19 protein-coding genes, 1 tRNA gene and 1 pseudogene are annotated in these 25,862 nt (G+C 35.6%); 11 read left to right on the plus strand and 10 right to left on the minus strand.

Annotated elements, in window-relative coordinates; translation table 11 throughout:
- The first annotated feature begins 36 nt into the window (after window positions 1-36).
- The 4 genes from dnaG to CHHT_RS08620 are packed head-to-tail and all read left to right on the plus strand — an operon-like array spanning window position 37 to window position 4,302.
- Window positions 37-1,674: a DNA primase gene (dnaG, locus tag CHHT_RS08605; protein WP_034961671.1), complete on the plus strand. Its 1,638-nt coding sequence runs from the start codon at window positions 37-39 to the stop codon at window positions 1,672-1,674.
- Complete coding sequence (locus CHHT_RS08610) at window positions 1,674-2,687, plus strand: ATP-binding protein (protein WP_034961669.1); 1,014 nt, start codon at window positions 1,674-1,676, stop codon at window positions 2,685-2,687. Before dnaG ends, CHHT_RS08610 begins: the two co-directional genes overlap by 1 nt.
- Window positions 2,687-3,571 carry a radical SAM/SPASM domain-containing protein gene (locus CHHT_RS08615; protein WP_034961667.1) on the plus strand — a complete coding sequence of 295 codons (885 nt, stop codon included), beginning with the start codon at window positions 2,687-2,689 and terminating at the stop codon, window positions 3,569-3,571. Before CHHT_RS08610 ends, CHHT_RS08615 begins: the two co-directional genes overlap by 1 nt.
- A 44-nt stretch (window positions 3,572-3,615) precedes the next feature.
- Window positions 3,616-4,302: an SIMPL domain-containing protein gene (locus CHHT_RS08620; RefSeq protein WP_034961665.1), complete on the plus strand. Its 687-nt coding sequence runs from the start codon at window positions 3,616-3,618 to the stop codon at window positions 4,300-4,302.
- 92 nt (window positions 4,303-4,394) lie between these two features.
- Here CHHT_RS08620 and CHHT_RS08625 read toward each other — a convergent pair whose 3' ends face one another.
- From CHHT_RS08625 to CHHT_RS08660, 8 genes and pseudogenes are all read right to left on the minus strand, one after another.
- Window positions 4,395-5,279 (minus strand): radical SAM mobile pair protein B, encoded by an 885-nt coding sequence (locus tag CHHT_RS08625; protein ID WP_034961663.1) that lies wholly within the window; start codon window positions 5,277-5,279, stop codon window positions 4,395-4,397.
- Entirely contained in the window at window positions 5,280-6,197 is a 918-nt protein-coding gene (locus tag CHHT_RS08630) for a DUF1848 domain-containing protein (RefSeq protein ID WP_034961661.1), read from the minus strand.
- Window positions 6,198-6,725: 528 nt separating this feature from the next.
- Window positions 6,726-8,018, minus strand: coding sequence for an RNA-guided endonuclease InsQ/TnpB family protein (locus CHHT_RS08635; protein WP_172506194.1), 1,293 nt, complete (start codon window positions 8,016-8,018; stop codon window positions 6,726-6,728).
- Window positions 8,005-8,643, minus strand: coding sequence for an IS607-like element ISChh1 family transposase (locus CHHT_RS08640; protein ID WP_002782963.1), 639 nt, complete (start codon window positions 8,641-8,643; stop codon window positions 8,005-8,007). The genes CHHT_RS08635 and CHHT_RS08640 overlap by 14 nt, the downstream gene beginning before the upstream one ends.
- 456 nt (window positions 8,644-9,099) lie before the next feature.
- Window positions 9,100-10,522, minus strand: a pseudogene (locus CHHT_RS08645) (methyl-accepting chemotaxis protein); the annotation flags it as partial.
- 111 nt (window positions 10,523-10,633) lie between these two features.
- Entirely contained in the window at window positions 10,634-11,515 is an 882-nt protein-coding gene (locus tag CHHT_RS08650; RefSeq protein ID WP_034961657.1) for a DMT family transporter, read from the minus strand.
- Window positions 11,516-11,535: 20 nt separating this feature from the next.
- The gene (locus tag CHHT_RS08655; protein WP_074898777.1) at window positions 11,536-12,843 is read right to left on the minus strand and encodes a Na+/H+ antiporter family protein; all 1,308 of its coding nucleotides are present in this window, start codon (window positions 12,841-12,843) and stop codon (window positions 11,536-11,538) included.
- Between the two features lie 83 nt (window positions 12,844-12,926).
- The gene (locus CHHT_RS08660; protein WP_034961654.1) at window positions 12,927-14,186 is read right to left on the minus strand and encodes an aromatic amino acid transport family protein; all 1,260 of its coding nucleotides are present in this window, start codon (window positions 14,184-14,186) and stop codon (window positions 12,927-12,929) included.
- Window positions 14,187-14,385: 199 nt separating this feature from the next.
- Here CHHT_RS08660 and ilvD point away from each other — a divergent pair, with 199 nt between their 5' ends.
- From ilvD to CHHT_RS08690, 6 genes are all read left to right on the plus strand, one after another.
- Window positions 14,386-16,059: a dihydroxy-acid dehydratase gene (ilvD, locus tag CHHT_RS08665; protein ID WP_034961652.1), complete on the plus strand. Its 1,674-nt coding sequence runs from the start codon at window positions 14,386-14,388 to the stop codon at window positions 16,057-16,059.
- A gap of 193 nt (window positions 16,060-16,252) precedes the next feature.
- Entirely contained in the window at window positions 16,253-16,867 is a 615-nt protein-coding gene (locus CHHT_RS08670) for a hypothetical protein (RefSeq protein WP_034961650.1), read from the plus strand.
- Between the two features lie 69 nt (window positions 16,868-16,936).
- Window positions 16,937-18,613 (plus strand): CTP synthase, encoded by a 1,677-nt coding sequence (gene pyrG / locus CHHT_RS08675; RefSeq protein WP_064019923.1) that lies wholly within the window; start codon window positions 16,937-16,939, stop codon window positions 18,611-18,613.
- The gene (gene recJ, locus CHHT_RS08680; protein WP_172506213.1) at window positions 18,597-20,177 is read left to right on the plus strand and encodes a single-stranded-DNA-specific exonuclease RecJ; all 1,581 of its coding nucleotides are present in this window, start codon (window positions 18,597-18,599) and stop codon (window positions 20,175-20,177) included. The genes pyrG and recJ overlap by 17 nt, the downstream gene beginning before the upstream one ends.
- 362 nt (window positions 20,178-20,539) lie before the next feature.
- Window positions 20,540-21,703, plus strand: a complete 1,164-nt coding sequence (gene nhaA, locus CHHT_RS08685) for a Na+/H+ antiporter NhaA (protein WP_034961648.1) — start codon at window positions 20,540-20,542, stop codon at window positions 21,701-21,703.
- 9 nt (window positions 21,704-21,712) lie between these two features.
- The gene (locus CHHT_RS08690) at window positions 21,713-22,207 is read left to right on the plus strand and encodes a pyridoxamine 5'-phosphate oxidase family protein (RefSeq protein WP_034961647.1); all 495 of its coding nucleotides are present in this window, start codon (window positions 21,713-21,715) and stop codon (window positions 22,205-22,207) included.
- Between the two features lie 73 nt (window positions 22,208-22,280).
- Here the strand turns inward: CHHT_RS08690 and CHHT_RS08695 are convergent.
- Window positions 22,281-22,357 (minus strand) — tRNA-Met (locus CHHT_RS08695).
- Window positions 22,358-22,474: 117 nt separating this feature from the next.
- Between CHHT_RS08695 and CHHT_RS08700 the strand changes: the two genes are divergently transcribed.
- Complete coding sequence (locus CHHT_RS08700) at window positions 22,475-23,236, plus strand: hypothetical protein (RefSeq protein ID WP_034961645.1); 762 nt, start codon at window positions 22,475-22,477, stop codon at window positions 23,234-23,236.
- 98 nt (window positions 23,237-23,334) lie between these two features.
- Here the strand turns inward: CHHT_RS08700 and flgE are convergent, their stop codons facing one another.
- Window positions 23,335-25,764 (minus strand): flagellar hook protein FlgE, encoded by a 2,430-nt coding sequence (gene flgE, locus CHHT_RS08705; RefSeq protein ID WP_034961643.1) that lies wholly within the window; start codon window positions 25,762-25,764, stop codon window positions 23,335-23,337.
- Window positions 25,765-25,862: the final 98 nt, after the last annotated feature.

Raw genomic sequence — 25,862 nt, forward strand, 5'->3', positions numbered from 1 at the left:
AGACCATTATAGCAAATTCAAGGTATAATCTCGCTTATGATAGAATCAAGTAGTATAGAAAATTTAAAAGCCATAATAGATATAAGCGATGTCATAGGTAGCTACATACCGCTGAAAAAATCAGGTGGAAACTTTGTGTGCGTATGTCCATTTCACAACGATAAAAATCCATCAATGAGCGTAAGTCCTAGTAAAGGAATATTTCACTGTTTTGCTTGCAAAGCAGGCGGCGACGCTATCAAATTTATAATGGACTATGAAAAACTTAGCTATCCAGAAGCGGTTGAAAAGCTTGCAAATATGTATAACTTTACCCTAACTTATACGCAAGAACAAAACAGCCATAAAATAGATAAAAAAGTACTTGAAAACCTAAATTTGCACTACAAAAGCCTACTTTACAAAAATCAGGAGGCATTAAACTATCTATATAATCGCGGTATAAATGACGCTATGATAGAGATCTGGGAGCTGGGCTGGGCTAGCGAAAACCAAAACACGCTAAATTTACTTCAAAATGAAAATATAGACAAGGAAGCAGCCTTGCAAACAGGCGCGATAAAACAAAACGAACACGGAATTTATGCAAGTTTTATTAACCGCATAACTTTTCCTATCTACAATCATCTTGGAAATTTAGTCGGATTTGGCGGTCGCACGATATCGGGCAATCCTGCAAAATACGTAAATTCGCCCCAAAGCCAGATCTTTGACAAATCCAGACTTCTATACGGATATGACAAAGCTAAAAACGAAATTTATAAAAAAGGCGAGATAATAATCTGCGAAGGCTATATGGACTGCATAATGCTGCATAAAGCAGGATTTAACAACGCCGTAGCCGTCTTAGGAGTAGCCTTAACAGACAAGCATATACCGCTACTAAAAAGAGGCGATATAAAGGTGGTTCTTAGCTTTGATAGTGATGACGCGGGCAGAGGTGCGGCATTTAAAAGTGCTAGACTACTTGCACTAAATGAAATAGATGGACGCGTAGTTCTCATAAGCGGCGAAAAAGATCCAGCTGATATGATAGTAAGCGGCAAAGCTAATGAGCTAAAAACTATGCTTAGCGGTGGAGTCGAGCTTGGAGAGTTTTACATAAAAGAGCTGATATTAAGTAAAAAACCGCAAACCCCATTAGAAATCAGCCATACACTTGAAGCCGTGCAGGAATTCACAAAGAATTTAAAAGAAGTTGTAGCAAACTCATACATACCACTAGTTGCGACTATGCTTAGCTTAGATCCTTCTAGCTTTAGCTTAAGCGCAAAAGGATACCGCAAAACTACAGCAAATTCGGCAAATTCTTTAAAGTCACAACCTAAAAAAGATCTACTTGAACTTGAAATTTTAAAAAATATGCTGATAAATCCGCAAATCTTACAAATAGTAAAAAACGAATGTGACGAAAGTATGTTTATGACGCACAAAGAGACTTATAAGGCTGTAGTTGGCTCACAAAATCCAAATAATCCTTATATTAGAGAGCTAAATTTACAAGGCGATTTAGAGGTATATAAAGACTTTGAGCCTTTAAAACAAGCTATAAAAATTCTAAAAACAAATTTTTGTGATAAAGCTATAAAAACAATCGCAAGTTCGAATTCGCAAGACAAATTTGAACAGATAAAAAAACTTCAAAATATAAAAAAACAACTCAAAGGAATTTGATGAAAACAAGCGAAGTAAGTACTGCTAAAACAAAATGTCTAGCGCTATTTAGCGGAGGTCTTGATAGTATGCTTGCAATAAAGCTTATGAGCCTTCAAGGTATAGAGGTTCACGCGCTAAATATCGATATTGGATTTGGTGGTGATCCAAATAAAATAGAAACTATGACCAAAAGAGCTGCCATGGCAGGAGCGAGCTTTGAGAGCGTAAATGTCAGGAGTCGCTACTTACAAGAAGTACTTTTTAATCCAAAATTCGGCTATGGAAAACAATTTAATCCTTGCATTGATTGCCATGGGTTTATGTTTAGGACAGCGATCTCTATGTTAAAAGATTACGGTGCAAGCTTTGTCATCAGTGGCGAAGTCATCGGTCAGCGTCCTATGAGCCAAAGAAATGATGCTATGGTTCATGTCAAAAATCTAGCCTTAGACACCGAAGATATCGTGCTTCGCCCACTTTGTGCTAAACTACTAAAACCAACAAAAGTTGAGCGCGAAGGCTTAGTAGATAGAGAAAAACTCTTAGCTTTAAATGGTAGAGGCAGAAATCCTCAACTCTCTCTTGCAAAAGAATTTGGTTTTGAAGACTACGAAACGCCTGGTGGAGGCTGTTTATACACTATGGAAAGCTTCGCAAATCGCATAAGAGATTTTATAAAATTTGATAAAGATATGAGCGAAAACGACTTGCAAAGTCTGCGTTATGGTCGTCATTTGCGTCTGCTAGAAGGCGCAAAAATGATAATCGGACGCGATGAAAATGATAATGCTCATCTAGAAGCTTTAAATTTAGATAAGATGCATAGCATCAACTTTGATGATATAGTAGGTGCTCATTCATTCATATCAAAAGATGCTTCAAAGAGAGATTTGGAGTTTGGTGCAAGACTTGCTATAACATACTGCAAAAGTGATCCATCACAAATTTACACCGCAAAAATAGGCGATTTGACCATAGACGTAAAACCTTTTGAAGACAAAAAGGTCGCTAGTGACTTCTTTATAAAATAATGTTTAAAAAAGTCTATATCGAGATAAGCGATATCTGCTCGTGTAAATGTAGCTTTTGTCCATCACCAAACCAGCCAAAAAAAGGCACGATGAGCTTAGAGCTTTTTGAGTATGTTTTAAATCAGATCTCGCCATTTACAAAATGCGTTTGTCTGCATATTTTGGGCGATCCTTTGGAAGTAGCGAATTTAAAAGAGTATATAAATTTAGTAGCCAAATTTGATCTAAAGATCGATCTAGTAACGACTGGTAAAATGCTTTATAGACATAGTTTTGATATGCTTTTAGAGCCTCCTTTTCATCAAATTTCATTTTCTTTGAGCGCATTTTTGGATAAAAACAGTAAATTTAGCGATGATTACGTCTCAAATTTACTCGCATTTTGCAATGCAAGTTTAACAAAAAAAAGCGATACATTTATAAATTTACGCGTCCAAAGCGACTTTTTACTTACAAACGATATAAATTTACAAAAGCTCATAAATGCGTTTGAAAAGCATTTTAATATAAATTTAAATAGCGAGTTAAAACGTATAAAAGAGGACTTTGCAAAAGGTATTTATCCTAAAAATACAAAAATTCGTCTTGCTAGAAAAATACTACTAAACTTAAAAACATCATTTGAATGGAAAAATTCAAACTCGAAAACCATTCAAAAAGCCTGTTACGCACTAAAAGATCAGCTAGGAATTCTCAGTGACGCTTCTGTCGTGCCTTGTTGTATCGACTACGCAGCACAGATAAATCTCGGCGATCTAAAAACCGCAGATCTAGGTCAAATTCTAAACTCACAACGCGCTATAAATATCAAAAAATCATTCGCAAAAGGTATTGCGATAGAAAAAACTTGTCAAAAATGTGGATATATAACAGGCGTTAGTTAACCAAAATTTGCTAAAATTCCAAAAAAATATTTAAAGGATAAACCATGGAAAAAAACAACTTTATAGCAATCAGTCTTGTTATTTCAGCTATAATTCTAGCTTTTGGATTTAGCTCAATAATCAAAGACGAAAGAAGCGTAGTAGTCAAAGGACTAGCTCAAAAAGAGGTAAAAGCGGATCTTGCCTTGTGGCAAATGAGCTTTTCTTTAGGGGATAATGACCTTGCAAATCTTAAAAAAACTATAGAAGAAAAGACAAAGATAGCATCAAATTTCTTAAAAAAACAAGGTCTTGAGAGCAAAGATTTTAGCGTACAAGCTCCAACTATCACAGATAATTCGGTAAATCCGTATATGGACACGCAAAAGATCCGCTACACATACATAGCTAAAGTAAATTTGCTTATTAGAACAGACAAGATAGAACAAGCCAAAAAAGCTCAAAGCAACTCTTTAGATCTAGCAAGTGATGGTATCGCCGTGTCAAATGACTTTGACAATAAAATCACTTTTGAATTTACCAAGCTAAATGATATAAAACCAGAAATGATAGCCTTAGCCACTAAAAACGCCAGACTAGCCGCGCAGCAGTTTGCTAATGACTCAGGAAGTAAAGTTGGCGAGATCAAAAAAGCCACTCAAGGACTATTTAGCGTAGAAAACGCAGCCATAGGGTTAGAAGATATCAAAAGCATAAGAGTCGTTACTCAAGTAGAGTACCAACTAAGATAAACTCACGATATCAAGAGCAAAATATACGAATTTTGCTCTTGAGACGTTTTTTATCTATAAATTTAATAGGCCAACATTGTAATTTTCTCTTTTTACCAAGTATTTTTTCTTGCCGATTTTTTTATCTCTTCATGATAGAAAAAATTTACTATAGTCGGCAAAGCATCAAACGGCTTAGCCCAACTATCGTCGTTATGTATGTATTTTAGTGCATTTTGAGCCGCATATAAACGAATTTCTTTATCAAGCTCTTCCCAGTAAAAACGACTTCTGAGCTGATAAATTTCTTTATATAAAGGCATAAGCTTTGGATATTTTGCTTGTATATAACTCATAATGTCCGCCTTGTAAGTTCCGCGTAAATTTAGATTTTCTAGCCATATTAGATTGCATTGCTCTTTTACTCGCTTTACTATCGCCTTTACATCAGTAATCCCAGGGAAAATCGGCGAGATAAAACAAGTCGTTCGTATCTGCTCATCGTGTAAACGCTTCATCGCTACAAGTCTTCGCTCTATACTCACGGCTCTATCCATATCATTTTTAAACTCTTCATCTAGAGTATTTATACTAAATCCGACTCTTGCATTAGCAAACGTCTTTATCAGATCCATATCTCTAAGCACCAGATCGGACTTTGTCTGGATACTGAGCTTTACATCGCTACCTTGGAGCTGTTCTAAAAGCGCTCTTGTACGTTTGTATTTCTCTTCTTGTGGGTTATACGGATCGGTCACAGAGCCTAAAAATAGCTCTTTTCCGCTGTATTTTTGAGTATCTAGCTTATCCCATAGTTTTACATCCAAAAACTCACCCCAAAGCTCTTTGTGCCCAGTAAATCTTTTCATAAAGCTAGCATAACAATACTTGCAAGCATGAGTGCAACCTACATAAGGATTGCACGAGTAATCACTAATAGGCAGATTTGATTTCGTAAATACGCTTCCCACTTTGATCTCTTTTATGATCGGTTCCAATTACTTTCCTTGTATAAAGCTTTTTTGCGCACTTTGTTGCAAAATATCCGTATCGTTCAAATGCCCCAAGATCAAAGGAGAAGTAAAATCGTGATATTTATAATTTTGGATTGCTTTCTTAGGAGATTTATTTGCGTAGCAGTATTTGCAACCGTTTAAACAGCTATCATAAGCACCGATATCTCTGCTTTCTATGCAATGACAACCCTGCCTCATACCTTTGTGTTTTAGATCTTTAAATTTAACTCCGTTTGCACTTCCTAGCATCTCTAACGTCATACAACCAGATGTTTGGATACCGTACTTAGAATAATCCCCGTTTGTACCACAAGTCTGGATATACAAGCCTTGAGCATTTGCTATGGCTCCAAGCTCACGCGCGATAGCGTCTTTATCTGCTTCACTAAGAGCTTTTAATTCAGGCATATTTACTTCTAGTCTTTTATACATCTCAACAAAACTAAAAATACAACGCTGAACATAAGGAACGATCTGCTTTGCCATATATCCAAAAGTCTTTATATGCGTATCTAGCGTATATATTTTAGTAAAAAGCACTGGATCATACCGCCATGCTATGCGATTTTTGCCCACTATCTCTGAGAGCTTTTGAAGCGTTTGAATGCTTTTATCGATAGATGGTACGCCAGGCTCTATATCTTTGCCATAAGCAGTGATAGTATAGTGAAAATACGTATTAAATTTATCCGTGATACTTCTTATATCTTTCAAAATCGGCTCATAATTTTTCGAGCAGAATACGACGCAATCTACCGTGCGCGGATCTAACTCGTACCTTGAGACTTTATTTGGAAAAAGCGGATTGCGTGAAAGTACATAGCCTTCTTCGAAACGCTTCAAAAGCCATTTAGTATAGTACTGTACACTATCTGTGCGGCCGCCCGTGTTGATGATCATTTTTGATTTTCCTTATTTTTGGTTGTTACCATTGATTATTATGGCCCTACTTGCGATATATCTCTTTTTGTTTTAAATTTGGCGATTTGTCTGATTTGTAACCAATAGCTAAAAAACAAGCCAAATCATAGTCTGCCGGAGCTCTTACTGCTTGCTTAGTATGCTTACTTTCATCTATGATCTAGATATGTTTCTCATGCTCTAAACATCTTCATATCAATGCGGATTAGTATAGTATTATTTAGAATTATTTGCAAATAGTCCAATGGCAAAGAATATCTCTTTTACCGCTTATAAACCATTTCATACGGCGCTATAAGTCATCTGAAATAAGCTCTCGTTTATGATTATTTTATTAAAGCTTAAATTTACTACATTTTACTTTAAACTAGCGATATAAAAATAAAATAAGAAATAGATCAAAAAAGTATAGAATAATTATAAAAATAGAATATATAAATTTAAAAGAGCGAGCAAAAGCTCACCGTTCCTACAAACCTATAAAATCCTATAAAAAGATATAAAACTCTATAAATAGGATTTTTGTTGTATTCCTGTTTCAACCTTGCTAGTTGCTATTTGATTTATTGCTAAATCATTTAACAGAGCTGTCAAGTCCGCAGGCGTAAATTCGGCAAGAACTTTGCCTATTTTTTGCTTTAATTGTGAAAGCAAATTAAGACTAGCATTGTAGTCTCTATCAATGCTAATTTCACATTCATCGCAAATATAAACTCTATCTTTTAGAGCTAAATTTTCTTTTATAGTTCCACAATTAGAGCATAATTTAGAACTAGGATAAAATCTATCTACTTGATAGATTTCTTTATCGTTGTAGCTAGATTTATATTCTAGTTGCCTTTTAAACTCATAAAAACTTACATCGCTTATAGATTTAGCAAGTCTATGATTACTCATCATCCCTTTTACATTTAAATCCTCTAAGCAAAAATATTTAATATTTGCTACCAAGCTAGAAGTAAGCTTGTGTAAAAAATCACTTCTTATATTTGCTATTTTACGATGTAATTTATTTAGCTTAATACTTGCTTTTAGATAATTGCTAGATTTTTTAATGCCTTGCATTGCTTCTTGCTTGGTTTTTGCGTGTTGCTTTTTACTTAGCTGTCTAGCTCTTTTTATCATTAAGCGGTTAAGCTTAGCTAATGGTTTAGGTGCTTTTATCTCTAAGCCATTAGATAAACTTAAAAACGATTTTAAGCCTACATCTATGCCAAGTGCTAAATCATTATTTTTAGCTTTATTATGAGTTTTTAGATACTCATCTTTACTAATTTGCATACTAAAAGAAGCAAAGAATTTATCACCCATTTGAGAAATTGTTACAGAATTAACTTTGCCATTAAATCTCAATTTCTCTTTCATTTTTACAAGTCCTAAATTTGGCACTTTTAAATACTTTTCATCTTTGATTATTGCTTGGTCTCCACCTATGTAATAAGAGCCGAAATTATCTTTCTTTTTCTTAAATTTTGGATAGCTTACTTTACCTTGTTTTAAATCTCTAAAAAATTTTTGAAATGCTAGATTTAGATTTAAAAAAGGCTGTTGCGTAGCATATTTACTTACTTCATACACAAAGGGGAATTGTTCTTTTTTAATGGCATTAAATTCCTTTTTTAAATCTAAATGTGTTACTTTAATGCCTTGCTTGTAGTATTCTTGCCATTTTGCAAGTCCCCAATTATAAGCAAGTCTAGCACAACCAAAGGCTTTTTTAAAATGAGTTTTAGCTTTATTATTTGGCTTTAACTCTATCTTATGAGAAATGCTAATAAGCTCATTATTATTTGCTGACATTTTCTACCACCACTTCTTGCATTTCATCTAAAAGTTTTTTATTTTTCTTTGAGCGTGAGCCATAAAGTCTAGCTGAAAATACTGTGATTATTTCCAACACATCTTTGGCTAATTCTTCTTCAAATTTTACGCTTTCTTCGCCTTTATTTATTATTATTACTTCTACTTCTTTGGCTTCACATATAGCAAATACTAGCTCAGCACCAAAGCGTAAAAGTCTGTCTTTGTGAGTTAAAACTAATCTTTTTACTTTGCCATCTAGAATTTGATTTAGCAATTTAGTTAAGCCTTTTTTATAATAATTCATACCAGAGCCTAAATCTTGTATAACTTCATAATTAAAGCCTTGTTTAGAACAATATAGCTCTAAGACTTGAACTTGCCTTATTAAATCATCTTTTTGGTCGTGGCTAGAAACACGAGCATAAGCAATAGTTTTTAAGCTATCTTTATTAAAAACTAGGTTTTTATTTATAGCTTTTAATGTTTCTAGCTTATACCTACGCTCTCCACCCTTAGTCATATCATCAGGTTTTAATAAGCCTTTTTTATCCCAATTTCTAAGAGTTTGGATAGTAACACCAAGAGCTTTACTAGCTTGACCGATTGATAATAATTTATTCATAGGACTATTTTAGCAAATTTTAAAAAATAAGTCAAGTAAAATCTATAAAATATTTATATAATTTTATAGATTTTTTTAGAATTTACTTAGCAGTTATAAGCCCTTTAAGCAGTCACGTTCTAAACTCTGATAATTTCGCATTTAGCGTTTCGGTCATTTTGCTTAGATGATCGGCTGCTTCAGCCATTTCTTCAGCACTTCTTGCATTTTCTATCGAAAGCCCGTTGATGTTTTTGATGCTCTCAGCCATAAGATCTATCTCATTTACATTTATCAAATAATTATTGACTGTTGCTTCTGTGATCTTAATGGTTTCATCCATAGTACTGCTCATACTAAAGATTTTATCTTTAACTTGATTTGAGATATCGACTAAAGCACTAACATTCTTAGCATTCTTAATCATTCTTTCACTAGAATCAGCGATAGACTGAACGATAACGTTTATGGTAGAGTTTATCTCTATCAAGCTCTTTTGAGTTCTCTCAGCTAGTTTTCTTACCTCATCGGCAACTACGGCAAATCCTCTGCCGTGTTCTCCTGCGCGAGCTGCTTCAATGGCAGCATTTAGAGCGAGTAAATTTGTCTGATCTGCTATATCGTTGATAACAGTTAGTATATCTTTAACTTGTTCTGCATCTTTAGAAAGCTGACTGATAGTCCCGGCAAGCTCGTTTTCGGTATCTGCACTATTTTGAATTTCTTTTGTAAGTCTAGCTATAGACTGATTTGATTCTTCCATATATGCATTTGCTTGTTCTAAATTTATCTTATTTTCTTTAGCGATCTCTATGCCCTCATGCATTATAGTTTTTATATCATCTGCTTTTTGCGTAGTTTGTTTGACTATAGATGATGATTCGTCGATCCTTTTTCTAGATTGTAATGACGTAGCAAAAAGCTCTCCTGCGATAGATGAATTTTCCGATGAGAGATTTTTTGCGTCTATGATCAATTTGCTAAGATTATCTGCGGCTACTTTTAACTGTCCCATAGCGCTTGATTTAGAATTTGCAATGATCTCTTGAGTCAAATCACCTAAAGCTAGACCGTTTATGACTTTTTCTAGTCCAGCTGGAGTACCTCCAAGTACGCACTCAGTGATCTTTGATCCAGCAAAAACTATAAGACCAACTAGGACAATAGTTATAATCAAAACTGCAACAAACAGAATTTGAAGAATATTTAGGTTATTTTGAGCTGTATCGACTTGAGATTTTGTTCTTTTTTCCATTAAAACAAAAAAGTCGTCTAAAGGCTTCATAATCTCTGCTTTGTATTTATGATATTGTTTGCCATTTACAAGATCCATAGCCATCTTCAAGTCTGGTTCGCCTTTTATAGTAAAATTTCCAGAATCATCCTCAAAAATTCCATCTACGGCGTTCATTGCTTTAGTCTCAAGCTCAGCTAGACTACTTGATCTAGCGCTGGATTCTTTTAGTTTTTTAAATTCCTCGTCGCTAAAACCATTTTTCTTCATCAAATCTTCTAAAGATATAAGCTCATTACTATCAGCTCTTGGTTTATCTACACCACCAGCTACAAAATCCCAATATATCCTGTAGTAATCCACAGGACGTACTCTTTTACCAGCGCGTATATCAACTACAGCCATATACTGATCTTTATATGACTTATCTCCAGTAGCCACATATGATCTAACTAGCCTAGTTAAATCATCAGAACTCTGCCTTAATTCATCGGCTAATTTATAAGATAAAAGTTGATAGCTTGCAGCTTGATTTAATGAAGAAGAAGCATTTAGTAATTTGTAGAAAATAATACCCAATGCAAACACCGAAATCACGGAAAACAAGATTAAAAATTTTTGCAAATTTTTATAAAAACTTAGCATGGCTACCCCCCCCCGGACCATTGAGAAATTTAAGATTTATTTATTAAACAATAATTTAGCTTAATTTTAAATTAAAATAAATTATATAAATATAAGGTAGGACGTCATAGATCGTTATGATTAAAATTCGTATTAAGTTTTAGACTTTTTCTTCAAGCTAGCCAAGACTCCAGAGACTATGACTAACGCAAGCGAGATGAGATAAACCCCCAATATTTCTTCGCCAAATACCAAAACCAGCAAAAATGCAGAAAGGATAGGAATCACGAAAATAAACATAGCAGCAAAAGACGCTTCTAGTCCTTGCAAAGCTTTTATCCAAAACAGATACGAAATACCGTTTAAAAACACGCCGTTTATGAGTATAAATCCCCACTCTTTCAAATTTGGAAGTTTAAATTCGCTAAAACAAAAAACACTAAAAAATGAGTACAAAACAGCACCGAAAAAATAGATACAAACTGCATTTATCGCACTAACTTTTACTTTTTTGCTAAGTACGGAAAACAGAGCGAAACTAAAAGCGCCCAAAGCGACAAACAAGATCACGTTCATTTGAGTAAAGTTCACGCTCCATATATCGCCTTTTAAAAGCACTAAAATAGTAGCACTAAAGCCAAACACCAAAGACAATATTTTATTTCGTCCCAAGCTTTCTTTTAGCAATATGACGGATAATAAAACGATAAAAATAGGCCACGTGTATTGCACCACAAGGACTTCTAAACCATTTGATCTTTGGTATCCAAAATATAAAAGAAGATAGTAAAAAAAGTCTAAAAATCCAAGAAAAAATAAAAAAACATAAGTACTAAACTTATAAGAAAATACGCTTTTAATGCTTTTGCTAAATATCAAAACGACCAAGAGTGATGCAAAAGAAACTATGCTTGAGTAAAAAAGATACTGATGATGATCCAAGCTAGTCCCAGCAAATTTAGCAAATACCGGTATAAAAGACCAAAGCAGTATGCAAAGAGCCAAGTAGATACTGCCTTGTAAGTTTATCTTCATTATTTAAAATGATTCTAAATTTAGATAAATAGCGAAAATATCACGCCAAATACGATTAGCGGGATATTGAAAAATATAAAAGTCGGTACACAAGTATCATAGATGTGGCTATGCTTACCATCGGCGTTTAGTCCCGAAGTCGGCCCTAAAGTACTATCGCTCGCAGGGCTTCCGGCGTCTCCTAAGGCAGCGGCTATACCAACTAAAAGTATAGTAGCAGGAACACTAAATCCAAGGCTCACGCAAAGCGGCACGTAAATAGCTGCTATGATAGGGATAGTCCCAAAACTAGTTCCGATACCCATAGTTACAAGAAGTCCGATAACTAGCATTATGATAGCTCCACCAAGCTTACCACCGCTTATAGAACTCGCAAAATTTATAAGCTCACTTATACCGCCAGTTTCTCTGATAACCGAACCAAATCCAGCAGCCACAAGCATAATAAAAGCGATAAACGCCATCATAGCAAGACCTTGTTCCATCACTTTATCCATCTTTTTATACTCTATACCGCCAAATATTATCATAACGATAAGTCCCAAAATAGCTCCTAAAGGAAGAGAACTGCTCCAAATTTGCACACCAAAAGCGATCACTGCACCGCCAAGCACTACCCACTCTTTTTGCCCCATACAAAGATCTTCTTTTTGTGCTACTTTTAGCTCTTTACTTTCTAAAGCACTTTGCGTATAATCTCTAGGTTTTCTATAATAAAATAGAGCCAGAACTAAACCGATGAGCATAGCTACGCCGCCTATCCACATAACGCTACTTATATCGCCTATCTCTACGTTAATGCCGTTATTTCCAAGCTCTTTTTTAAGAATAGTATGAAACAAAAGACCAAAACCGACTGAAATACTGACATACGGGGCTTGTAGTCCAAAAGTAAGTGCGCACGCCACAGCTCGTCTATCTATCCTAAGCTTATTCATCAAAGCAAGCAAGGGTGGTATCAAGATAGGTATAAAAGCTATATGAACTGGTATGAGATTTTGAGAAAAACATGCTATAAAAGCTATACTCAAAGAAAACCAAAAAACCTTTTTACTGATAAATTTACTAACGTAATGTATCAAAATAGGAGTTAAATTTGTCATACTGATAGCCGCGGCAAGCGCTCCAAGAAGTATGTAGCTAAGTGCGGTTTCTAAGTTGCCTTGCATTCCTGTTATAAGTAAATTCGTGGTCTCTACCAGACCTTTTCCAGCAAGCATTCCAGCGGCCAAAGCCGAGATAAGTATGGCTAAAAAGACGTTAAAGCGCAGTAAGCACAAAACACACATAAGTAAAACGCTAAGCACCACGGGATTTGTTAGTAACATTATCACCCTTTTTTTGTTTATATTTTATCTGCCATTTTACAAATATATAGCTTAAATTTAAGAATTATTTACTACTAAATTTGCTAAATCATCATTTTATAAACGACACTGCTGATAGTAAGAAGCCCTGTGAGCAAAACAAAACCATCAAGAACTAAATTTTTATGTTTGTGTAGTTTTTTAACACTATAAATAGCAACGATAGGCATAACAAACAAAATAGCAGCTATGATAGGACCACCTAAATTCTCTATAAAATCAAGTATGCTAGGATTTACGTAAGCCACTATGATGATGGTAACTAACATAAAAGTCGTACTGAATTTCTTGATATTATATACGTTTGGTCGCTCGTTGCCGCTCATTTTGATACCTTTACGAATTATCCCATTTAGTCCTTCATAAGCTCCGAAATAATGTCCAAAAAACGAACTAGCAATAGCCAAAAACGCGACAAGTGGTGCGCCATAAGATATGAGATTATTATCAAATTTATCGGCAAAATATGAAAGGATAGGTATATTTGCCGCTCTAGCTGCGCTAAAATCATTTACATCTAGACACAAAATACAAGAAAATACAAAAAACATAGTAAAACTTACTAACATTATAGTGGTGTTAAATAGTATCTGATTGCTCTTTGCGTGAGCATTTTGCGGATATCTTCTTTTAACGCTCATAGTAAAGGTTGAGATCGCAGGCGAATGATTAAATGCAAACACTAGCACAGGAAGCGTTAGCCAAACAGTGACCAAAAAGTCTTTTAAGCTTCCTATTTGAGACACTGACTCTAATTTCCAATGAGGAATGAGATACAAAGAAAATGCAAATAAAACAGCGCAAAGCGGATAGACTAGCATATTACAGGCTCTTGTGATAAACTCTTCTTTTAAAAACATTACCATTGTCATAAGAGCGACTAATACAGCAGAAAGCACGGCTCTTATCCACGGATACAAAGTCATAGTCGTAGGATCAAACAAGCTAGTAAGACCTAATTGATAAATGAAAAAATTTGCAAATGTATTTGTGATGCCAACTCCATAAGCCAAGCATATAGGATAGATAGCGAAAAAATACAAAATCGTAATAGCAAAGCTAACTCCCCTGCCCCAGTACTCTTCAGCTGCTTGTGTGATGTCGCGCTCACCATCGGCCGAGCCTACGAAACGACTAAGAGATCTATGCGATAACCAAACCATAGGAAATATCAAAAAAGTCATAACCACAACAGGAGGGAAGCCGCCTACTCCGGCTTTTATCGGTAAAAAAAGAATTCCCGCCCCAATAGCCGTTCCAAATAGCGACAACATCCAGCGAGTATCAAATTTAGTCCATTTCATATAAATCCTTATGAAAAAATGAGTTAAGTATAATATAAAAATTCAAAAAATCAATTTAAATTTATAAGAAATATTTAATATAAATTTACGAATTTTCACATATTGTTTTATCGCCTAGCCAAAGCTTACGTATTTTTAATTTTTTTAAATAAATTTTGGCTACAATGCAAGCAAAAATACAAAAGTAAAAGGATACAATATGCGAAGCGATATCATAAAAGACGGTTACACAAGGACTCCACACCGCTCACTTCTAAGAGCGACTGGGCTTAAAGATGACGACTTTAAAAAACCGTTTATCGGCGTGGCAAATAGCTTCATAGAGATAATCCCTGGACATTTTTTCTTAAACAAATACTCAGAGATCCTTAAAGACGAGATCCGCAAAAACGGCTGCGTACCGTTTGAGTTCAATACTATCGGTGTTGATGATGGTATCGCTATGGGGCACGAGGGTATGCTTTACTCGCTTCCAAGCCGTGAGATCATCGCAAACTCTGTTGAAACAGTGATGAACGCTCACGCACTTGACGCACTTGTTTGCATACCTAACTGCGACAAGATCGTCCCTGGAATGCTTATGGGCGCACTAAGAGTAAATGTACCGACCATATTTATAAGCGGCGGTCCTATGGCTGCTGGAGTCGGAGCTAAAGGTGAAGCTTTGGATCTAAACTCTGCTTTTGAAGCAGTCGGTGCTTATGAGACAAAGCGTATTGATGAAAAAGAGCTTAAATTTATCGAATGCAACGCCTGTCCAAGTGGCGGAAGCTGCTCAGGAATGTTTACTGCAAATTCGATGAATACGCTTTGTGAAGCTATGGGCGTAGCTTTAGAGGGAAATGGCACCGTGCTTGCACTCACTCCTGAGCGCGAAGAGCTCATCAGAAAAGCAGCGCGCAGGATCTGCGAGATTGCACTTGATGAGCGCTATAAGATCAGAAATATAATCAATGAAAAAACTATCAAAAACGCTATGGTCGTAGATATGGCAATGGGCGGAAGCTCAAATACAATTTTACATATGTTAGCTATAAGCCGTGAAGCTGGCTCACCGCTAGACATAGCTAGTCTAAATGACATAAGTCGCTCAGTACCACACATAGCTAAAATAGCTCCGAGTCTGCCTAGTGTACATATGCAAGACGTCGCTAGAGCCGGGGGACTAAGCGCAGTTATAAACGAGATAGCTAAATTTAATAGCGATTTACTAAGTTTAGACGCTCTTACCATAAGCGGCGAGAGCTTAGGAGATAGGGTAAAAAATGCTGAGATTTTAGATGAAAGCGTGATCCATACAGTAGAAAATGCTTACTCAAAAGTAGGCGGACTAGCTATTTTATTTGGAAATTTAGCAGAGCAAGGATGCGTGATAAAGGTTGCTGGTATCATCGGCGGCAGACAATTTAGCGGAAAAGCGGTCTGCTTTAACTCTCAAGATGAAGCTATAAATGGAATTTCAAGTGGGAAAGTTCAAAAAGGGGATGTCGTAGTTTTAAGATACGAAGGACCAAAAGGAGGTCCCGGAATGCAAGAAATGCTAAGTCCAACTAGCCTTATAGTGGGACGTGGGCTTGGAGCGGACGTAGCTCTCATAACAGACGGTAGATTTAGCGGAGCGACAAGGGGACTTAGCATAGGACACGTAAGCCCAGAAGCAGCCGAAGGCGGTATGATAGGGCTCTTAAAAGACGGTGACATTATAGATATCGACGTAGATAAATTTAGTATAAACGTACGTTTAAGCGACACTGAGATAGAAGCGAGACGCAAAGAGTGGAAATACGCTGGAAAACAAGTAAATAGCCGCTGTCTAAGACAGTACCAAAAACTAGTCACAAATGCAAGCAACGGCGCGATTTTAGAGGCGTGAGAGTTAAAATATAGGGATAACAGAAATTGTAGCAATTTTCTCAGTTATTATTTCAATTATATCACTGTGTTATTCTTTAAAATATAATAGACTAGACCAAAACTTTAAAGAATTAGATGCACTATTAAAAGTTCAGGGTTCAAATCAAAAATACACTGAACTTTTATTTGAAACATACTTTTTATTTAAAAATATGTTTAATCAATTTATAGATTTAAATAATGAAATTTATGAAAATATCAGATATAAAATTGATAACTACAAAACAGAAAATGTTTTAAATTTACGCCATAAATTAGATGATGTTATAGATATCTTTAAAGAAAATCAAAATGTTAAATATCAAAATATAATATACATTAGAAACAATATAGCAAATTTTATTTATAACAAAATGGCTAATGATTTTATTTTAAATAATAATAAAGAAAGTATTGAATATCGCTTAAAAAATATCTATGAGAATTTTGATTTGAGTAAGATAGATGAATTTTGCAGTTATACCGAATGTGAGCTGGAAAAGCTAACAAAATTTCATTTGAATCATAAGGATAAAATAGATGAAAGTATAGAAATTTTAAAAAGAGAATTTATAAAATTCAAATTTATGAATAAAAATATAAATAACCCACTAGAACATAAATTTAAAATGCTAATTGAAACGCTAGAAAGCATAAATGAAATACAATATCATTTTAAAATATACAATGATAAAAACTATTTTCTTACTAATATTATTGCTAATCTATTACTAATTGAAACCATAAATATAAAAATACAAGATATCATATGTCAAAATTATGAATAATTTAAATTTACCATACCATAAAAAAACTTTTGATATAATCCTCAGATTAAAATCAATAGGAAAAAAGTAATGGATAAATCAAAACAAAATCATTCGCAAGGCGATGTTTCTTCAAAGCAAACAAAGTATATTTTCGTAACGGGTGGCGTTTTATCAAGCCTTGGAAAAGGTATCGCTGCTGCTAGTATCGCTACACTCTTAAAAAATGTAGGATTGAAAGTCAGCATACTAAAAGCTGATCCGTATATAAACGTAGATCCAGGTACAATGAGTCCGCTTGAACACGGCGAAGTTTTTGTTACTGATGATGGAGCCGAAACCGACCTAGATCTAGGACATTACGAAAGATTTTTAGATGAGAGCTTAAGCCAAAAAAACAACTTCACAACAGGAAGAGTTTATAGCTCTGTCATAGAAAAAGAGCGTCGTGGCGACTACCTTGGTAAAACTATTCAAGTCATACCGCATATCGTCGGTGAGATAGTTGAGCGCATAAAAAAAGCTGGAGAGGGAAAAGATATCCTTATAGTCGAGATCGGAGGGACGGTAGGAGATATAGAAGGGCTTCCATTTTTAGAAGCTATACGCGCTCTAAGAAGTGAAGTAGGACGCAAAAACGGTATGTTTATACACTTGACTTTGGTACCTTACATAAAAGTTGCAGGTGAGTTAAAAACAAAACCTACTCAGCATAGCGTAGGCGAACTACGCCGCATAGGCATCAGTCCTGATATGATAATATGTCGTTCAGAAATTCCACTTAATCGTGAGCTAAAAGATAAAATAGCAAGCAGTTGTGGAGTTGAGCGAAACTCTGTTATAGAAAGCCCAGATCTTGGGAGCATTTATCAAGTCCCACTCAGCTTTTTAAAACAAGATATTTTAACGCCTATCGCAGAAGTTTTAGATCTTGGAGAGCTTAAACCAGATATGGAAAAATGGGATAATCTAGTAAAAAGAGTCATAGCTCCGAGCGATAGCGTAACCATAGCATTTGTCGGAAAGTACATAGACTTAAAAGAGAGCTACAAAAGCCTCACTGAAAGCATCATCCACGCTGGAGCAAATTTAGACGCTAGAGTGAATATAAAATGGTGCGATAGTGAAAAAATCGATGAAAACAACGTAGAAGAGACGCTAAAAGACGTAGATGCAGTGCTAGTCGCTGGCGGATTTGGCTCACGTGGCGTACTTGGTAAGATGCAAGCTATCAAATACGCTAGAGAAAATAAAATACCATATCTAGGCATCTGCCTTGGTATGCAACTTAGTATGATAGAATTTGCCAGAAATGTTCTAAATTTAGAAGACGCCGACTCGATCGAGTTTAAAGAAGACTGCAAAAATCCTATAATCTATCTCATAGATAGTTTCATAGACGCAAGCGGTAAAAAACAACTCCGTACGCACAAAAGCCCACTAGGTGGCACTATGCGACTTGGAAGCTACAAATGCAACATATTACCAAATTCGCTTTTGAGCAGAGTTTATAACGGAGTAAAAAGCATAAAAGAGCGCCATAGACACAGATATGAAGCTAATCCAGCTTTTAGAGAAGCTTTTGAAAAAAACGGACTTATAGTAAGCGGCGAGAGCGACGGGCTAATAGAAGCAGTCGAACTAAAAGATCATCCGTTTTTCTTAGGTGTGCAGTTTCACCCTGAATTTACGTCTCGTCTAACAAACCCAAATCCAGCAATTTTAGGTTTCATAAAAGCTGGAATTGAAAATAAAAATGTTAGATAAAAATGAAATTAGGAATCTACTTAGCCAAAGATTTGAGAGCGATCTACACAAGAAACTTTCAGAGATTCCTTTACCTTGCGAACTCAAAGATACCTATAAAGCCGCTCACCGTATAAAAACTGCCGTGCAAAACGGTGAGCTTATAGCTATAGTTGGAGATTACGATGTCGATGGCGTAGTCAGCACGGCTATAATGGCCGAGTTTTTCACCGACATCAGCGCTGATTTTATCATAAGAATCCCAAATAGATTTAAAGACGGATACGGCTTAAACGCCGATATCATAAACGAGCTAGAAAACGTAGGACTCATAATAACCGTAGATAATGGTATAAGCGCAAACGAAGCCGGAGAGCTTTGCAGCGCAAAAGGTATCGATCTCATCATCACAGATCATCATATGCCTCCGCCGATCTTGCCAAAAGCCTATGCTATCATAAATCCAAAACAACCAGAATGTACATTTCCAAATATCGAAATTTGTGGTGCACAAGTTGCTTGGTATCTAGTCGGCGCTCTAAAAGAAGTATGCAACATCAAAAACTACGATATGGGTAAATTTTTAGATCTCTTAGCTCTTGCTATCGTAGCTGATATGATGGAACTTAGGGATCTAAATCGTATATTAGTAAGACTTGGCATAGGTAAAATAAACTCAAGTAAACGCCCTTGTTTTGAAGCTATAAAATGCTTTTATGGCAAAGATAAATTTGAGTTTGATGATATAAGTTTTCTCATATCTCCGCTTATAAATTCAGCTGGAAGAATGGATGATGCGAGTATATCATTTAAATTCTTGCGTAGCAAAACATTAGAAGAAGCAAACCGCTACTTCGATATGATAGTCGATTTTAATAACTCCAGAAAAGAAGAGGAAAAAGCGCTTTTTGAGTCTTCTATAAAAGACATAGACGATAATGAAGATATCATCATCACTTGGGGCGATGAATGGCACGAGGGCGTCATAGGCATAGTCGCATCGCGTCTTGCTAAACGCTATAAAAAACCAGCTATCGTATTTAGCATCGATGGATGTAAGGCAAAAGGAAGTGCAAGAAGCGTCGGTAAATTTGATATCTTGGCGTTAATAGCCTCGCAAGAAAAGCTTTTGTGCGGTTTTGGAGGACATAAGGGCGCAGCAGGACTCGTCATAGATACAGATAAACTCGAGATCTTCAAACACGCCATAAATAACTCGTGTTTTTTACAAGATCTTTATGATTTTAGCGGAAATGATGAAGTTTTAGGCGAGATAGATCACAACTCTATTGATTATGAGCTTTTGGAAATCTTAGAATACTTCGAGCCTTATGGTCAAAAAAACCCACGTCCTCTTTTCGAGCTGAAAAACGCAAGAGTGAAAAATATCAAATTTATAGGTAAAGACGAAAATCATCTAAAAATAATCATTCAAAAAGATAACAAATCCTATGAAGCGATATTTTTCAACTACGACTACGCTCCAAAAGTCGGAGATGTCATAGATATGCTAGTTTCTATCTCAAAAAACTCATTTAGAGGACTTATCACACCGCAACTTCTTATAAAAGAAATTTACACGTAGCTTCTTTTTTGAAGCTACATATAGTTAAATTTGGCTATTAAAAAAATATATTTTATACTAATTTTATATTATAAATTTACCATTTGCTACACATTATAAAAATAAATATTGCTTATATAAAAACTTAGTAAAAAGCCTAAAAATAGAGATTTAAAGAGCAAATTTAAAGCATAAAATGCCTATTTTTCTATAAAATATAAATATTTTACAAAGCAAATTCGAAGTAAATTTTAAATGAAGTTGGTATAATAATTACTCAAAAGTAACCTCAAAGAGTTTAAACATAATAGAGCCTTAGTTATGCTTGAGCTTACCTAGATTGGTGTTATATTTTTTATTTGATGATTTAAATAGGAGAGCGTATGAATTTAATCTTAAAATTTGTAAAGCACGAGTCTTTTGGCGGTGTTTTATTGATCATATCTACAGTCTTAGCACTGATCTTCCAAAACGGTTTTTTAAGCGAATTTTATAGAGAAATACTAAGAGCTGAGTTTAGTATAGGTTTTCGTGATTTCAACCTTTCTAAGCCACTTATTTTATGGGTAAATGACGGACTTATGGCGATATTTTTCTTTGTCGTCGGACTTGAGCTTAAACGAGAAATAGCAGATGGCGAACTATCCAAACCATCTCAAATAGCACTTCCTACCATAGCCGCACTTGGTGGAGTGATCTTCCCTGCGTTTATATTTTGGTTTTTTAACCATTCAAACGAATTTGCTATTCGCGGCTGGGCGATACCTACTGCAACAGACATAGCTTTTGCTCTTGGAGTTTTGCTCTTGCTAGGCAAAAGAGTGCCATCAAGCCTAAAGATATTTTTACTAACTCTTGCTATCATAGATGACCTATGTGCCATTATCATCATCGCGTTATTTTACACAAGCACGCTTTTATTTAGTGCATTTTTAATGGCCATTATCTGTCTTTTTGCTCTTGGCGTACTGAATTATTTCAAAGTCGGCATAAAATCAATCTATATCTTGATAACGATAATTCTTTGGCTAAGCGTTTTAAAAAGCGGAGTACATGCTACTATAGCAGGAGTAGTAGCGGCGTTTTTCATACCTTTAAAAGACAAAGACGGTAGAAATTTTTTAGAAGAGTTAGAGCAAGACTGGCATGGGATCGTAAGCTACATCATACTTCCAGTTTTTGCCTTTGTCAATGCAGGAGTCGGACTTAGCGGAGTTCACATAAACCAGCTTTTAAACTCAGTTAGCCTCGGTATCTTCTTTGGATTATTTATAGGAAAACAAGTCGGAGTATTTTTATTTAGCTTTATATTTATAAAATTAGGATTTGGAAAACTACCAGAAGGCTCGACGTGGAAGCAGTTTTATGGTGTTTGCATACTAACTGGTATAGGATTTACGATGAGCTTATTTGTGGATTCTTTAGCTTACAACGACAGCGCCGCGTTTTTCCACGCCGATAAGCTTGCTATCTTATTAGCTTCATTTACTGCAGGAGTTATAGGTTTTATTTATTTATATATCTTTTCTAAAAAGATTAAAGATTAAAGAGTTAAAATGCAAAATTTAGATAGCATTCAAAATGAAATGGACTTTTTTATAAATTCATTTAAGAGTCTTTTTATAGCTAGTTTTAGCTCTCATCCAGTAGCTTCTTACGCTCCGTTTATCAAAGAAAACGATAGTTTTTATATCTGCATTTCTAGCGTGGCGGAGCATTTTGAAGCTATCAGATCAAATAGCGATAAAATTTCCATAATGTTTTTAGAAGACGAGAGCAGCGCAAGCACCGTTTTTGCTAGAAAAAGAGCGAGTTTTAGAGTAAAAGCTACTTTCTTTGAAAACGAGCCTAGGGACGAACTATTTGATAAATTTCAAGCTAAATTTAAAGATGAACCGGTTTTGGAAATTATTAAAAATATGCTTGACTTTCATATAGTAAAACTTGACGTGCTTGAGGGAAGATTTGTAAAAGGTTTTGGGAAAGCATATAGCACGGACGGATTAAAAGTCGTAAGCCACATAGCAAAATCCCATATAAAAAATATCTAAATTTAAAGTACGTTTAGCTTTAAAGTTCAAACAAATAAAATCAACGTGAAATTCTGTATTTAAGAATAAATAATGGTGCCTAGGGGGAGACTCGAACTCCCGACCTCCGGCTTATGAGACCAGCGCTCTAGCCAGCTGAGCTACCGAGGCGCACCAAAAGAAAGCGAATTATATCAAAATTAAGCTTATATTAAAATTAATATTTTTAAATCCAAATTCATCTTTTTAGGGTAAAATAATAGAAGTAAATTTTTAAAGGATATAAATATGAAAAATTTTCTTACTAGCCTAGGAACAGGGATTTTGTTTTTGATACTTTTTGTAGCTGGAGCATTTTTCAATGAGTTTTTAACAGCCGAAAAAAGCTTTAATGCGAACAAAAGTATCAATTTTTCAAGAGACATAGAGGTCTCAAAGTCTATCACACCAAATTTATTTGTATCTGAGCCAAATTTCGTAGCAACTGAAATTTTAGCAAATAAAACGTCTCTAGATACAGATGAAAAGGCACAAATTTCAAAGCTATTTTCTATGATTATAGAAAGAGCAAAAAAAGACGGGATTTGCGTAGGCGGTAGCTACTCAGTAGAGCCAAGGATCAGCTATAAAGACGGCGCGGAAAATATAGTCGGACAAAGAGTAAATGCTCATCTTACTTGCACCATCACAAAAGACAAACTTCCGCTTTACAATGAGCTTTTAAACGATATAGATTCTATCCTAAAAACTAGCCAATTCGTAGCGGTTTCTCTACCTTCACTAAGAGCCATAGTAGATTTGAGTGAGGCTCAAAAAAATGAAGAAGCATTATACGATGAGCTTTTACAAAAATCACTCGAGCTTGAAAAACACTACTCACAAACATTAGGTAAAAACTGCTCAGTCTCAAATTTAAACCTAAGCCCATCTATATCTCGCGTAGCATCGTTAAATAGTATGAAAGAAAGCACTCAAATGGACTTAGCGCTTCCTATAGTAAAAGATGAAATTCAAAAAGCAAGTGCAACCGTAGTTTATATTTGTAAATAGTATTTTAAAGGCTTTAGTCAAAGCTTGTAGTAAAAATTGCAACGACGTAAAAATCGTTGCAAGTAAAGCGTAGAAAAAAGGGCTTTAAGCTCCTAAAATCATTGTTTTAATTGTAAAAGAGTATTTAGCATTTGGTCACTTGTGGTTATGGTTTTAGAGTTTGCTTGATAACCTCTTTGAACGATGATAAGCTGAGTAAGAGAGCGAGATAGATCGACGTTACTCATCTCAAGACTGCTCGCATTTACTTTGCCACGACCTGCTGTTTGAGCTGTACCGATGACTGGATCGCCTGAGTTTGCAGTTTGTACAAATACATTTCCACCATTACTTTCTAAACCTTCATTGTTTGTAAACTTAGCAAGCGCTACTTGAGCTAGTCCAAAACTTCTACCGTTTGTAAAAGCTCCTATGATAGTTCCGCTTTCATCGACTCTTAACTCGTTTAATGTTCCGCCGGTATATCCGTCTTGTTTGATGTCATCTGTGCTACTTTTACTATCGTAGCTAGTCATACCGTTAAAGTCTGCAGTTTTACCGAAATTTAGCTCTATGCTTTGCTCAGCAGCACTACCGTTGTTTGCTGTAAAAGTTATATTTGAAGGGTTAAATCCTAGTAAGCTACCATCTGGTTTAAATCGTAAATTTCCAGTCAATACGTTTGTAGGTTCACCATCAAGGTTATTTATCTTTGCAGGCTCTGGGACTTGTATCACCATAGACCATTCAGTTCCATTTTCTGCGCTATATCCTGTTTTTGCAAAGTCTATCTTGATCTCATGTTTTGAGCCAAGACTATCAAAAATCTCTATAGTAGAGCTATGAGTCGCCATATATACTCCAGCTGAAGTTCTATTGCCATCACCGGTACTTAAACCACCTGCTAATGCTTTGAACGTGTCGGCAAATTTAGTATTTTCATTTATATTTGCTGCAGCATCACTAAATCCAGTAACAGCTAAAGTGATATTATAGTCGTTGGTGTATGTGTCTCCATTTGTTGGTGTATTCGCAACTCCATTGGCTCCAGTTGTAGCGTCCGGATTATCTGTAACAGAAGTATTACCTGTTCCAGTCAAATGACCATCATTTTCTCCAAAAGGAGCGTCACCTTCAGGGTTTTTGATGACAAACTGCCCTTTTTCGTTTATAGTTACTTCTACACCATCATTTCTATTTCTTTCTTGAATACTGCCGTTACCATGAGCATTACCAGTAGCAGGAGGAACATTGCCTCCAGGAGCAACTTTAGGAGCAGTCCAATCATTAGCGTTATTACCGACAAATTCACCGGTATAGTTTACATACTCCCTAGCATCTGTTTGCATAGCTTTTCTTAGATCTTCGGTAGTATGCACAACCCTTGCCATACTATCGTCATAAGAGTGAGTTGCGGTTCCAGCAACAGTACTATATGTATATTTATATGCAGTGATCACATTAGTTGCTAAACCAGTGATGGCATTACCATTGAGTGCAGTAATATTGATATTTTTCATGCTATCGGTAGTCCCGGACGCATTTTGGTTTACTAGTTGAATTTGATTACCGTTTATAATGCTAGCAGTTACTCCAGTTTTATCTGTTATGCTATTTATCTTAGATACTACATCATTTAAAGTAGTTACATTTGTAGCGGGTATCTCTATACCATTTATAGATATATGTAATTGCGCTGCCGCTCCGCCTGCTGCAAGACCACCTGGGGTTAAAGTAGCCTTAGCATCGGCGTAGCTTACCCACATACCTTGTCCCTCTCTTAGGTTAAATCCTTCTCCACTATCATTAAACAGTACTCCAAGATCTACGCCGCGCTCTTCAAGTTTCATCTGTTTGTTGCTATCTACATAAAATTGGTTGTCATTTACATCATTTTCATTATGTACTTCATTGTCTTCTTTTATATTATTGCCATTTAGATCTATCCAACCGTTTTTAGAGTCAAGCGAATAAACTGGGGATTTTTGCGTACCGATAGAGCTACCTGAGTTTAGGTTACCTTTCATGCTTATTTCACTTGTCGGATTTGCAGGAGTGCTAAGACCTGGCTGAATTTGGATATTTTTTATAGGACTAGTAGGATCTATGACGCCAGTTGCGTCATCTCTCATCCAGCCTTGAACTATATAGCCATTTTTATCGACGAAATTTCCTAAGCTATCACGGCTAAAATCACCATTTCTGGTATAATAATTTGTCTTACCGCCATCAGGTGAAACTACGAAAAAGCCGTCGCCTTGTATCGCAAGGTCTGTATTTTTATCTGTTGTTTGAACAGAGCCTTGTTTAAATATTTTGGTTACGGCATTGACTTGAGTACCAAGACCGATTTGCATAGAGTTTTTACCGCCGAGCTCTCCTTGAGGGGCAGTGGCGACCTTTGCTGTTTGGCTAAAAAGGTCTGCAAAACTAACTCTTGAGTATTTGAAGCCTACGGTATTTACGTTTGCTATATTGTCACCTTCGACATCCATCGCTATCTGGTGAGCTTGAAGTCCGGTAACTCCAGCCCAAAGTGATCTCATCATGTTTTATCCTTTTATCAGCTTTTTAATGGTCGTACCAATTAAAAATTAAAATTTGGAAAAATATAAGCAAAAAATATTCCAAATTTAGCTAAAAAAGA

It is taken from the genome of Campylobacter hyointestinalis subsp. hyointestinalis, assembly GCF_013372145.1.
Taxonomy (GTDB): Bacteria; Campylobacterota; Campylobacteria; order Campylobacterales; family Campylobacteraceae; genus Campylobacter; species Campylobacter hyointestinalis.